Genomic DNA, 12,780 nt, shown 5'->3' on the forward strand with positions numbered 1-12,780 from the left:
TTTATGTTTCTCTCCCTTGGAGATACGCTTTATATTCATTTTTCATATCTTGATCAGAAAGATGAACGTATGTATCAAGTGTTGTTTGTACATGTGCATGACCTAACCTTTTTTGTACGTAAGCAGCATCCCATCCACTTCTAATGAGTTCTGTGGCATGCGTATGACGCAACATATGGGCAGTGAAGGTAATCCCTGTCCGTTTCACCAATCGCCTTATAAGATCTAATACACTTTGATATTTTAGAGGTTTCCCAAAATAAGATTCTTTGAGATTTATAAATATATAATCATGCTCCAAATCTTCCCCATATTCATGAACTAAATAATCGGTGTATAAAGCCATTAATTCCTTGCTAACATCGATTGTTCGTTCTTTTCTAAGCTTAATATAAGCCCCATTTTCGTTGTGATCTCTTGGCATGATATTAATCTGATTATCCCAAGTAGAAATATCTTCGATACGAAGGGATAATACCTCTCCTACCCGAAGTCCTCCTTCATACATAAGCATAATAAGTAACTTATCCCTTTTTGTATGACACGCATCGATTATTGCTTTAACTTGTTCGTGTTCTAATACTTGTACAAGTTTCTTTTTGACCCTAAGCTTTAAAATATTTTTTTGATAAGATTTACCTTTAGAAATATGGTGAAGAAACCCCTTGAAATTTCTTCCCCTCGCTTCTTTAGTCATATCTATAGCTTTAAAATCTCCTGTACGATTTAAATACTCTAAGAAACTAGTTACAGCATTAAGTATGGCATTAACAGATGTTTCTTCTCTTTTAGCCTTCTTTGGTTGTAAATCTATTACCTTTACCTCCCCCGTTGGATTTCTTAACCATCCCACAAAGTTTGACATTTCCTCGAATTTCAAATCTTCTAATCTAATTCCTCTTTGGCTCATAAATTCATAAAACAGCTTGAGATGATAACAATATGTTTTAATCGTATTTGGCGCTTTCCCCGTATTATCCAAGTACTTTATATATCTCTTAACCGGTTCTACCACTTCAAAATTTTTGTCTAATAGTATGTATAATGGATATGATTTTTCCTCAACAACTACTTTTTGAACTTTCATTTCTCCACCACCTTTAAATACCTTAACTCCTATAAATAATACCTATATTTATTCATTAGTTAAAGTATTGAATTAAAAAAATCCTAAACTTTAAGTACTTAGAGTACTCTAGTTTAGGATACTATGTTTATAACTGTGCCACTCGGATGATTGTGAAGACAAATTATTGAGGCTGAACTATGCTTCACAGCTTCTTTGTACACCTCCCTCGGATGTACTATCGAAGAATTTAGAGAACCAATAAAAATAGTCTTTTTATGAATTACTTCATTCTTTACATTTAGATACAAGACTACGAAATGCTCCTGCGTTAGTGCTGTCATTTCCGCCATCATATACGACGCTGCATCGTCTGGGGATCTGACTGTATAACGTGTTTCATTCTTGCCAACGTTTCGTACCTTTTTAGCAAGAAGCATGCCCGAATGAACTTTCAAAGCTTCATTATGTGTCATGCCTTCCTCTTCTAATTCGGAAACTGTCATTTCTACCAAAGTCCTTAACCCACGGCCTGCTAAACGACCTGTCAATTCAGGCGTTGAAGATGGCCCGATTAAGACAGCAAGAATGTCCTGTAACTCTATGACCGCTTCAGAACCGACTGCATCATATGTTGCTACTGCTTCACGAGCAGATGTAATATATTTTTTAGTATTCATTTTAATTGTCCCTTCTCACACAAAGCTAGCGCCGAGTGGCACTAGCTTTCATGTGCCACTCTTTCCTACCCGGTGGAGGGTTTTTTATGTTATAATCAATCTACATTGTTTTAAAGATTTACTTTTTGCGAGACGAGAATCTTCTTGTCTCTTTTTTTTCGCCCATTTTTGCTACAACAGCATCATCCCAACCCAATTTCTTTAAGTTAGAAGCAGTAATGTTCAACACTTTCCATGGATTGACGCCTTCAAGAACCATGTTCTGCGCTAATTCTTTCAGTCCTTCTTCATTGAAACTCCACGATGCGGATATGCTGTAATCCCAAATCACATCACCTGTATCAACTGGACCATTTACATCAACGAATGCTTTCAATTCCGCTTTCATCGCTTTTAATGCTGCTTCAACACGTTCAATTTCTTTACCTAAACTTATTGCATGATCCATACTTTTAACTTCTTCTGTCTTTGCCAGTACCATGATTGAACTCCTCCTTTAGATTCCAATATTTCCGCTCCCAATAACTTTCACATCACCTTTTTCAATGGCTAAGAAAATGTCTTGAATATCGGTAGGCAAATCTAACTTTTTAACTTCTCCTTTGTCATCCAGTTGGTAGATACCGCCAAATTTAAAGACAAGGAATTTCCTTTCCTTCTTTTCATCTACATAGCAGATGAATGATTTCTTTGTACCTCCCTTTTCAACATTGGAAATAAGACTTTCTAATTGTTTTCCAACCATTTAAATCACTCCATTCCTTTTTATTTTTCAAAACAAAAAAAGCCGACCGTACCCCGAAGGATTCAATCGACTTTTAATATATATCACGCAATAATGCGGAAATACCCATATGAATATGCTCGAAAGCAATTTTGTGACGTACAATTACATCTGCCTATCTTTTCCCGAAACGAGAATTCAAAGGCTGCAACATTTGTGCCGTATCTCCTTTTGTATAATGAAAAGGTATAACGACTTTCATCAAAATACGATGACTTGGAAACTAATAAATTATAGTTTAAGTTTATCAAATCAAAGTAGGGGTCGCAACACTTTGGAAAATGACGAGAGTCAATTTGTTAAAAGTAAAAACATTTGCACATAAATTTAATTTTGGTGTATACTATATGTAGTAAAAGATAACTCGTGAAGGATACGGCTGGGTTCCCGAATGGGAGTAGGCGCTGAGTAGGCGTTTAGAATTCCTTTGCCCCTGGGGTTATCTTTTTTTAATTAATTCTTTTAGCTTCTGAATAATATTTTCAGGGTCTTTTTTTATTTCTGCGGTAATTAAATCAATCGCTTTTTGCGAATAGGAAAACAAAGGATTACTACTACCCATATAGACATAACAATAATCTTCTTTTGTTTTTAATTCATAATAGTCAACAAATAGCAAAAAAGCATACTGATTTAATTTTATAGCAATATTATCCTTTCTTAACCTTTTGTTAACAACCTCAATTCCACGTTTTGTATTATATGGGTGGGTTTGATTAGGATCTTTTACATCTTTAATAATCTTAACTCCAACGTCTGCGCTACTATCAACCTTAACTTTAGAAGTGGCTTGCCTCTCATCCTTAACTATAAAATGTTGATGAACAATTTTCAAAGCAAATTTTTCATTTTGCATATTACTCATCTCTTCTATTTCTTCAGTTTTTTCTATTAACTTATTAGCGATTTCCTCAGGATATTTCGCGATGATTGATGTGTCTTCAATGGCTTTCATACTAATTGTTAAAGTTAAAAAGTTTTGCGGTATTAATGTCGTAATATCGAAGCTGTGAAACTCCATTAGTTTATCAGAGAAATTTACTACGCAAGATTGAAACAAAGGGATATAAACCATTTCGTATTCTTCAGTAATAAAATGAGTACTTGTATTTCTAAGTTCTATTATTTTCTCTAAATTTATTCTTAGTGGATCTTTATCATTTGTAAACACCTTTTTTATACAAGCCTCTAATGAGATAGTTCTTCCAGGATTATCATCAAAGTAAATGCTAGTTTCTCCATACTTTTTTATCATATGTGATTTAAGCATTAGCTCCCATGCATTACAAATAAAAAAACTGAATCCTTCAACACGATATTTAATTGTAGGTTTATTGTATATTTCAATACCTAAGATAAAAGCTTCTTTGGATTTATTCAAAAGCTGCTCATCTATTCTTTCCAATTTTTCTCCCCCCTCAATTATGTAGCCTGTCCAACTATAATCCATAATGTAATTGTAAAGAAATACATATTAGCTTCATTCTAGCATATTTAAATATTAAAAATGTTGCAATTGAATAGCTCCTTAAAAGTAAGAGATACATCAAATTATAAAATATTTATCTCCCAGTAAAGAATATAGTTCGCATTCAATAATGTTTTCTAGCCACAAACACATATAAATCAAAAATAGACAGCCGTCTCTTCATCGATTGTCTATTATTTTTCAAAATTTTACGACTTGAAAACTGAAGGCTTGATTTACTACTTAATGATTATTCGATTCTTTTTTCCCTTGATTCAATCCCATTAAAAACGACAGAATTGCAATACCACAGCCTGTAGCAATAACTGCGACTGTCTCCATCATTGTAAGCATAGTCATGTAAGTACCTCCTCTACTGTAAATTGAACAAAAAAACACCGAAGGATATAATCCACATCGGTGCTAATTCTGTTCTGTCTTCATTTTTTAATAACTACTAAACTTGCGATAGCATTCAATAACAAACGGACAATGCCTACAATGACTAGAAGGTGTTGACAGGAATAAGTTTTCCGCTTCTTCTGGTAGTAAGTCTAAAATCTCTCGTTTGGAATTGATTTCGTTTGCTACACCCAAAGCCCACTGTCTGGACCTCTCCATATCTAACTGATTGAATACATGCTTGCTTACTCTCCTGAACCGAAGAAAATACAAATTTCCCTCAACCTGCGTTCTGTTCTTTAATTGACCAACAGCCCATGCGTACAATCCTATTTGATGGTTATTCCGAACATCGTATCTAACTCTATTTGTTTTCCAATCGACTATCTTACTTCCGTCTGGTGATATGAGGTCGATATAACCTTGCAACATCGGGGCAGAATCCGCATCAGAAAGAGGTAGTTGGAAATAAATCTCCGTTTTACCCATATTCTCTTGAATCGGTGCATGACTCACCAACTTTGACATTTCATCCATAGTAACTTCCGGATGAAACTCAGCTTCAATCATTCCGTTTAAAACGGCTTCTGAATGGGACACCCCATTAATTTTATCCTCGACTGCTTTATGAACCCCTTTACCCAAAGCTAATGGATAGGTGGTCGGTTCTTCGTATCCTTCAATGTACTTCTTAAAGAATCGGTAAGGACAGGCTGTGTAAAGATTTAGACGTGAAAAAGAATAAATCAATATGATCTCTCCTTTCTTCTCATTGTTCTCAGGTAAAAAAGGAGACTGGATATCCAATCTCCTTCTACTTAATTACTCTTAGGTGCTAAAACGGCAAGTCATCATCGCTTACCGCAATAGGACCTCCACCTGTTTCGAATTGATTACGATTTTGATTTTGAGCGTTACTGTTACCAACATATGGATTGGGTTGTTTCTGGTAGTTCCCCTGTCCTTGCTGTGGTTGATTGCCCTGACCTTGTGGTTTAGGATCTAGGAACTGTACAAAATCAGCGACCACCTCTGTAACATATACACGATCTCCTTTGTCATTCTCGTAATGTCGAGTATTAATACGACCATTCACAGCGGCTTGACTACCTTTTTTAAGAAAGTTGGCTGCATTTTCAGCCGACTTTCTCCAAACTTGAACCATGATAAAGTCAGCTTCATTTTCACCATTCGCATTTTTAAAAGGACGATTGATCGCAAGTGTAAAGTTACATACTGCCACACCGTTTTGTGTATATTTCAATTCTGGCTCTTTCGTTAAACGACCCACTAGACTTACGTTATTCATACTGTTCTCCATTTCTCGTAACTGTTTTACAGCCACGTCCCTCTTTCTCCTCCGTAAAGGGTGACGGATATTTTAATTAGCGAAAGACATTTTGTCATTCACGAATGTTTCATTTTTATGTGTGCTTTTTATGGGCGTTTGTAGTTTATACATTTCTAGCATGTAATAAAGAAATACGACGTTGTACACGACCTTATCCATTCCGAAGTCATAGGTTGATAACGACGCCTTCCATGCCCCCCGTGCTATTTCAGTACCTTCTTTAGCCCAACCGCTACGTTCCTCTTCATCTTTCACGTATTCAGCCAACAGTTGATTGAACAACAAATGAATTCGTGTTTTATGACACGACTGAATGACGTATTGAAGAAGTTCATTTTGGCGTTCTGTTTGATTTTCAATATGAGCAATCACCATGAACATGGCAAAGTGTTTCACCAGTTCTCCGTGCTCATATTTTTTCCAATCTTTTAAAACCGATTCTCGATTCTTTTTGAAATCGTTACGGTCTTTTCGTTTGTATTCAGCCCAACCGATTAATCGAAGCTGACGTGCATTTAAACTTTCGGCAGGATGTACTGGTTTCTTCCTTTTACCAAAGTATTTTTCACGCACTTTGTTATAAGGAAGGCCTGACAACTTTGCTTCGAAGTCTAAAACGCCACCGGAAACGCCACAATACCAACATTTGTACACTTGATCTTGTGTATTTAAAGATAGGTAAAACTTATTACCTTTTCCAGGCTTAGAATCTTCTTCGCAAAACGTGCATTTGCAAAGTGTCTCCTTTTTACCGTGATACCGAGGATTGAATGTTAGTCCATATTCCTCGGCAACCCTTAGGATCTCTGGGAGCATAATTAAGCACTCCTTTTATCTGCATCTTCCAATTTCACGAAAAACGTAAATCCATTTTCGATACGAGTCTGCATTGCAAATTCGCTACCCTCGGAAAGATGCTTTGTTTTCTCAACCGCTTCTTGACCTTGTGCAAAAACCATAGATTGCTTATCGTCCGCAATGTTTTTCACATACATTTTCGCAAAGGATACGCCAGCTGGTGTTGTACCTGGTTCGTATTTTTCCATAATGAATGCTTCAAGTGGTTCTGCTGAATTAGAAACTAATTGACTTTCATTTTGAACAGGTTCTGTTTGCTCGGGCGCTGATTCAACTTGAACATTTTGTTCTTCCATTTGAACCAGAGTGAACGTTTCAAGAAAATTAAAGCCACTTTCATTTTTAATGACCAATGACAACTCTTGCCCCATCTCAACCTGGCTTAGAGAATCAATTGTTTCTTCGTTCTCTTTTACCAAAACAAGACTTACTTCACTGCTTGCTTTGTTCATTACGTTCAATTTTGCAAACGGAACATTTTGTGGACTTACGCCTTTTTCAAAACTTTGTAGGATGAATACCCCTTCGACAGCGTTTTCCTTTGGCTGTTGAACAGGTGCTACTGGAGTTTGTTGCTGCTCAGCCACTTCGGTTTGTTTTTCTGGGGCTGGATTAGACTGGTTCGGAATGTCTGCATTTCCACTATTACCGTTATCGTTTTCTTCGAGTGACATTTCTTCACGAGTATACAAACCACCCAGCGGGAACTGACGACGAAGGACGAAGACTTCAGCTATTTTCTGGATCATAGCCGAGGGCATTTTATCCCAAACGTTTTTATTGTTATACCTCGAATTAAGTTCTCCTGAATTCGCTTGAAAGTATTCCTGGAAATCAACGAATACAGCAACTGGTCTAAAACGTTTATGATGCATGACTGCATAAGCACCAAGTATTGGGCCACGTTTCTGACCGAACTCATGCCGTACACTTCCCTCCGAAGGGATGAACTCAAATGTATCTCCTTCTCTAACTACGTTAGCGTTTGGGGGTCCTACATAGCCTTCTTGTGTAGTAGCTACACGGAGCAACCCATCACGAGTCGTAATGAAAGATGTATTCGGGCCATTCTTCGTTTCATAACGTTGGAAAACGATGTCACCAAGCAAAGGATTCAAGCCGAATGTTTCACACACTTCAATAAAATGATTGGCCTCTTCTTGAGTTCCCTTTGCTGGCTGAACAAACCGATTCCAAATCAACGACTTCTGTTCGTTTGTAAACGTCAATACTTTTTCCACTTAAACCATCTCCTTTTGTATTTTTTATAAATAAAAAAGCCGACTTCACCCATAAGGGATCAATCGACTTTTATGTAACCCACAGTAACTGAAAACGAAAATTGTTTTGTTCTCATGCCATTTCATTGCAGCACTCCTTTCAAATTTTTGAAACAAAAAAAGCCGATGTCACCCATAGCGGGATCAATCGGCTTTTAAAAAATATATCTCACGCAAATAATGCGTAAGTATCTAGTGTGCGAAGAGCAGTTTTGTGACGTAAAACGTCTGCCTAACTTTTCTCAAAGAGAATGAAAATACAAAGGCTGAACATTTGTGTCGAATCTCCTTTGGTAATTAATAAAAGGTTTAGCGACTTTCACCCAGGATAAATGGTGACTTAAAGTTTACTATAATATGTGTTTATTATATCCAATTCAAAACGAGTTAGCAAATCATTTATTTATATTATCTTTGGTCAGTATTTGATCAAATTTAAAGAATACAAGTTTTTACAAAGCTTCGTTCATTAAGTTTTTATAGCCTCCTTTTTCAAATCCTTTAATTTCTTTTTAACTTCATTAAACCTATCAATTTCTTCTTTAAAGTTTTCAAGTGTTGGTTTTTTATAAGCATATTTGTCACTGTGCGAATGCCCTTCCATATATCTACAACATTGTCCATAACTATCCACTATCTCTTTTATAATTACCTTATCAAAATAGACCCCCTTGAGGCTATCTAGACTTATTCTTTCTGTAAATCTTTGTACTACACCTGCGAATAGGTCAAAAACAACAAGCGCTTCATAGCTAGTCCGAAGTGATGCAAATCCATTCTTAATATTGTTTTCTCTATTTTCAGGTCCAAGTTTTAAAGCTTCTTCATAATATTTCTGAGCTTTTCCTGACTTTTTATAATCTTTTTCATACGACGGTGTATTTTTCAACCAAATAGTACCAGGACTTCCTTCAATTTTTTCAATCCAATGGCAATCAAACAATGTATCACTTTCTTCACACTCTCTTAATATTGATGAAACAAATACAAGATCATGGGTAAAAATTACAACTTGTCTATTCTTAGCTTCTTTGACAAGCCTATTTGCTATGACACTTTTTCTTCCCTCATCCAATGATGTAACAGGATCATCAAAAACAATACCCCTGTTAATTTCTGAAAGCTGTATTTCCGAAAGAAAATCTGCGATTGCAATAACTTTTTGTTCTCCTTCACTCAAAACTTTTGATGGCATATTTTCTTTTATCTTCAACTCACGATATGAAGTTCCAATGTTACTCGAATGATTTATTTCCACACCAAATTCACCATCTAATTTCCAACATTCCTCATTAAACTTATCTATATATGACTGATTAAAATATTTTTCCGATAACTCTTTTTCTTTGATAGTTACCTTTCTAGTAGAAAGTTGTTTCTTTGCTTCTGTCGCTATCTTTAACCATTGTAAATCTTGTATGTATTCTTTTATTTTCGGGATATGTTCATTTAATTTTTCTTTATGTGTAAGGTATATAATTTGCTTGTTAATCAATGCTATTTCTTCGTTTGGCTCCTTTAATTCTATTTCTATAATATTTGAATCAATATACAAATCAATGGCATTCAAGAGAGTTTTATCAATTTGAAAACTTTGACGAACAAAAGGCACTTTTTGTTCAATATCTATAATCAGCATATTTAGAAGTTCTTGCTGTGTCCTTAAATCTTCTCTCATTTTTTGTGCTGTTTCTGGAAATTTCTCTATTAGCCATTTCGTTAAAATATCATTATCTCTTAATAAATTAAAATCTAGTTTTCCATAAAAACTTTTAAGATGGCTCATCTTTTCTTTCGTTTGTTTCACTTCCTTTTCTGTTTGGCTCTTTATTACATCCCAATAACTTGAAATTAATTTGACAGCATCGTTAGATAGGGTTTGTTGACATAACAAACAGCTATCTCCTTGTTCTGGATAATTCACACTGGGTTGTTTTTTTGAAAAATCTGCTGCTGCCTCTATAAAGACTTTCCATTCTTCACCATCTGTATTGGTAATTCGTTCAAATTTAAAGTTTTGAATCTCTTCTTTTTTTGATTTATCTTCATTTTCGATTAAAGTTTCTATAGTAGAATAAACTTTAGTAATCGATTCAGTTGTAAAATATTCATTAAGATTTTCGATGGATTTTTCTAATTTACCGATAAGTTCTTTTGTTTCATTCAGAACTTTTACTTCTTCATCTTTTTTCAGAGTAAGTAAATCAATCTTCTTTTCTTCTAGCCTTTTCTTTTCTTGTTTATCAGATTCTGAATAAGGAGTATACCTGTCTAAATTCGTAAGCTGAGTCTTTACATCTAAATTCTGAATTAATGTTTTTATTTCTGAATCTCCATCAAAAAGTGCAGAAAAATCCTTTTCTATACTTTTCGAAGTTATTTCTAAAGAAATCTTTTCTTCAATCTTTTTAAACGCTAAAGTTAATCGGGAAAATATATTGAGGCTAGCTGGTCTAAATTCAAACTCATTTTTACTATTGAGATGAACTGTTGCACTATTGTTATCAAATATAGCAAATCGGGAAAATTCTGGAGCTGCATGATTCCCTGGAATATTTAATGAATAGGAATTGTTATCAGTTTTAAAAGTAAAATCAGCCGATAAAGATTCTTGTTCACTTTTATCATTGTAAACATCGGGTAGTATTTCTTCATTTGCTCTATTAAAGAAAGCTTTCTTTAACATTCTTATGTAGCCTGTTTTTCCAGATCCATTCGCACCATATATTACTGTAATATTAGGATTAAATTTTATTGTTTGATTTTCTACAAGTGCATTTACACCTTTTACGTTCTTAAGTTCATCAAGGTATAAATGGGAGTTATATTTTCCTTCGTCAATATCTGGTATTTCGAATAATATTTCCTCTCTTTTACTTTTTACTTTCAGACCTAAATCTTCAAGAAAGTAATTATAAGCAACCATAACTTCTTCATCAGTTGGCATTTCTCCTATTATCAATTTCCTTGATAAAAACTTCACACAGTATGGAAGTGAATTTAAAAAAGCATTTATTTCACTTTCTAACGACAGATTATTCAATTCAGTTACTCCTAAGTTCCTTCCAAGCAATTAATTTACCCCTTTCAACTTTCCCGATAAATTCACGTCAAATATTAATTTATTAAAGACACAAGAAATGACGATTTCGGAAGTTACAATTTCTAGTTCTACATACAGAAATATAATTTCTTGTGCTAGCTTCTGTTTCTTTTATGCAAATCCAAAATAAACTTCTTGTAAACATAAACATTCAGAACATTATAACACAACATCCCTACTTTGATTGGTTACTTATCTCTTTAGAAAACCCACCTAATTCATCAAATTTATAAAATAGTATTTGTAAATCTTTAACCTCACTCAATAAATCAGATTCTACAACTATCCTTAACTTAAACATCTGGAAAAACGATTTTATTTGTTGCAAATGTCTAATTGCCTCAACAATAACAATAAGTCGTTCATTATTTTTTTTACCACGCCACTTCAAATACATAAGCAAATCATTTACATCTCCCCTTACCACATACACATAAATAGGCTTCCCTTTATAATCAATCGCTCCACTAAAAGGTTCTTGCGTCGGCAATATTTTCGAACCAGCAAAATGTTTAAACAATTGGAAGAACAGAAGACACTTCAAAACATCTTCTATTTTGTATTCAACCCAGTAGTTGCTTTCATAGCAATCACTTAGACCCGCAATAACTGCTCCATTTATCCCAAGTGTAAAAATCGGTATGACCTGTATATTCCTTTTCAATTCATGCCTTACTAGTTTCTTTTCCGCAACCATTCGTTTTAATCGGTTCTTATCCAGAGAAAATAACCGAAAGAGTTGTGCTCCCTCGATTACCCCCACTGCTGCAAGTGCGTCCAATGCTTCTCGTTCTTTCGGTGATTCCCCGTTGATATAATCTGAACGTTTTATGTTCGATGGTATCCGTGTCCAATGCAAGTTCCATTCATGCGATAAAGAATAAGGGCTAATTGTCATCGTTATCCTCCTCTATTTTTAATTTAGAAGGGGAATGCACTATGACATACCCCCTCAACAATATCCTTTTACAACACACGCGTAATACGTGTACGAATCTGCTCTTTTTTAGCATCCGTTTCCAACACACGGACCAATACCCGATCACCCCTCTTAACGTTTTGGAATTTCAAGTGACGGGCCAATGAATCTACACCGGCTTCTAAATTGACGAACACACCGTATTCACGGACTCCTGAAACTGTACCCACGTATTCATTACCTGACGAATATCGACCAATTGACCGCAACCACGGGTTCTCTTGTGTCGCCTTCGCACTGACCACGACTTTCTTCGCTTCTTTATCAATCTCCAAGACTCTAACTTTCAGATGATCGCCTTGCTTCACTTCTTCCGTTAAATCGTCAATCCAACCATATTTGATTTCTTCCAGAGGGATTTTTACTTCTATTCCCCCAATGTCTGCCCGAACAAGTGATGGGCTGACACTACGGACAACGGCAATGATTTCATCATCTACATCAATCTTCTTTAATGTGATTGATGCCATCTGATCCAATGCTGCGATACGTGATCCAGTGAACACTTCCGCTTCACGGTCATAATTCAGCACTTTAAACGCTACCGACTGCCCCGTCATCGCTCGAAGCTGACGCAAGTTGGCTGCGCCCGTAAACTCCAGTGGAATGAACCCGCGGATGTTGCTAAGGGTTACAACAGCACAAGGCTTATCAAGCAACGTTTCAATTCCAGTGATCGGAGCCTGTAAAATAGAATTGTTTTGGTAAGCACCATAAACTTTTTTCCAGTCATTATTAAATTTATTTTCTGTTTGTACTTTCGATGGGTCAAAACCTTCAATTAGAACCTGCATGTTATTTTCCGTCAT

Annotated in this window: 12 protein-coding genes; all 12 read right to left on the reverse strand. The window is 35.4% G+C overall.

Annotated elements, in window-relative coordinates; genetic code table 11:
* Position 1: 1 nt before the first annotated feature.
* Positions 2-1,087: a tyrosine-type recombinase/integrase gene (locus MKZ26_RS10830; protein ID WP_340758916.1), complete on the reverse strand. Its 1,086-nt coding sequence runs from the start codon at positions 1,085-1,087 to the stop codon at positions 2-4.
* A gap of 113 nt (positions 1,088-1,200) precedes the next feature.
* Positions 1,201-1,746 (reverse strand): JAB domain-containing protein, encoded by a 546-nt coding sequence (locus MKZ26_RS10835; RefSeq protein WP_340766194.1) that lies wholly within the window; start codon positions 1,744-1,746, stop codon positions 1,201-1,203.
* 118 nt (positions 1,747-1,864) lie between these two features.
* Complete coding sequence (locus MKZ26_RS10840; protein WP_340766195.1) at positions 1,865-2,227, reverse strand: hypothetical protein; 363 nt, start codon at positions 2,225-2,227, stop codon at positions 1,865-1,867.
* Between the two features lie 15 nt (positions 2,228-2,242).
* Positions 2,243-2,491: a hypothetical protein gene (locus tag MKZ26_RS10845; RefSeq protein WP_340766196.1), complete on the reverse strand. Its 249-nt coding sequence runs from the start codon at positions 2,489-2,491 to the stop codon at positions 2,243-2,245.
* A 478-nt stretch (positions 2,492-2,969) separates the two neighbouring features.
* On the reverse strand, positions 2,970-3,935 hold the full coding sequence (locus MKZ26_RS10850; RefSeq protein WP_340766197.1) for a DUF3644 domain-containing protein: 966 nt from the start codon (positions 3,933-3,935) through the stop codon (positions 2,970-2,972).
* Between the two features lie 510 nt (positions 3,936-4,445).
* Positions 4,446-5,150, reverse strand: a complete 705-nt coding sequence (locus tag MKZ26_RS10855) for a RecB family exonuclease (protein ID WP_340766198.1) — start codon at positions 5,148-5,150, stop codon at positions 4,446-4,448.
* Positions 5,151-5,235: 85 nt separating this feature from the next.
* A complete protein-coding gene (ssb, locus tag MKZ26_RS10860) occupies positions 5,236-5,709 on the reverse strand; it encodes a single-stranded DNA-binding protein (RefSeq protein WP_340767642.1) in 474 nt (157 codons plus the stop codon).
* A 72-nt stretch (positions 5,710-5,781) separates the two neighbouring features.
* The gene (locus tag MKZ26_RS10865; protein WP_340766199.1) at positions 5,782-6,567 is read right to left on the reverse strand and encodes a hypothetical protein; all 786 of its coding nucleotides are present in this window, start codon (positions 6,565-6,567) and stop codon (positions 5,782-5,784) included.
* Between the two features lie 2 nt (positions 6,568-6,569).
* Entirely contained in the window at positions 6,570-7,850 is a 1,281-nt protein-coding gene (locus MKZ26_RS10870) for a RecT family recombinase (RefSeq protein ID WP_340766200.1), read from the reverse strand.
* A gap of 508 nt (positions 7,851-8,358) precedes the next feature.
* Positions 8,359-10,962 (reverse strand): AAA family ATPase, encoded by a 2,604-nt coding sequence (locus tag MKZ26_RS10875; RefSeq protein WP_340766201.1) that lies wholly within the window; start codon positions 10,960-10,962, stop codon positions 8,359-8,361.
* Between the two features lie 205 nt (positions 10,963-11,167).
* A complete protein-coding gene (locus tag MKZ26_RS10880; RefSeq protein ID WP_340766202.1) occupies positions 11,168-11,890 on the reverse strand; it encodes a hypothetical protein in 723 nt (240 codons plus the stop codon).
* Between the two features lie 68 nt (positions 11,891-11,958).
* On the reverse strand, positions 11,959-12,780 hold the full coding sequence (locus tag MKZ26_RS10885) for a S1 RNA-binding domain-containing protein (protein ID WP_340766203.1): 822 nt from the start codon (positions 12,778-12,780) through the stop codon (positions 11,959-11,961).

Origin of the sequence: Sporosarcina sp. FSL K6-6792, assembly GCF_038004885.1 — a bacterium.
Classification (GTDB): domain Bacteria; phylum Bacillota; class Bacilli; order Bacillales_A; family Planococcaceae; genus Sporosarcina; species Sporosarcina psychrophila.

What these genes read in the sequence shown, in the direction of transcription:
- MKZ26_RS10830 (WP_340758916.1), bottom strand. Translation starts at nt 1,087, where the DNA reads ATGAAAGTTCAAAAAGTAGTTGTTGAGGAAAAATCATATCCATTATAC.
- MKZ26_RS10835 (WP_340766194.1), bottom strand. Translation starts at nt 1,746, where the DNA reads ATGAATACTAAAAAATATATTACATCTGCTCGTGAAGCAGTAGCAACA.
- MKZ26_RS10840 (WP_340766195.1), bottom strand. Translation starts at nt 2,227, where the DNA reads ATGGTACTGGCAAAGACAGAAGAAGTTAAAAGTATGGATCATGCAATA.
- MKZ26_RS10845 (WP_340766196.1), bottom strand. Translation starts at nt 2,491, where the DNA reads ATGGTTGGAAAACAATTAGAAAGTCTTATTTCCAATGTTGAAAAGGGA.
- ssb (WP_340767642.1), bottom strand. Translation starts at nt 5,709, where the DNA reads ATGAATAACGTAAGTCTAGTGGGTCGTTTAACGAAAGAGCCAGAATTG.
- MKZ26_RS10865 (WP_340766199.1), bottom strand. Translation starts at nt 6,567, where the DNA reads ATGCTCCCAGAGATCCTAAGGGTTGCCGAGGAATATGGACTAACATTC.
- MKZ26_RS10880 (WP_340766202.1), bottom strand. Translation starts at nt 11,890, where the DNA reads ATGACAATTAGCCCTTATTCTTTATCGCATGAATGGAACTTGCATTGG.
- MKZ26_RS10885 (WP_340766203.1), bottom strand. Translation starts at nt 12,780, where the DNA reads ATGACGGAAAATAACATGCAGGTTCTAATTGAAGGTTTTGACCCATCG.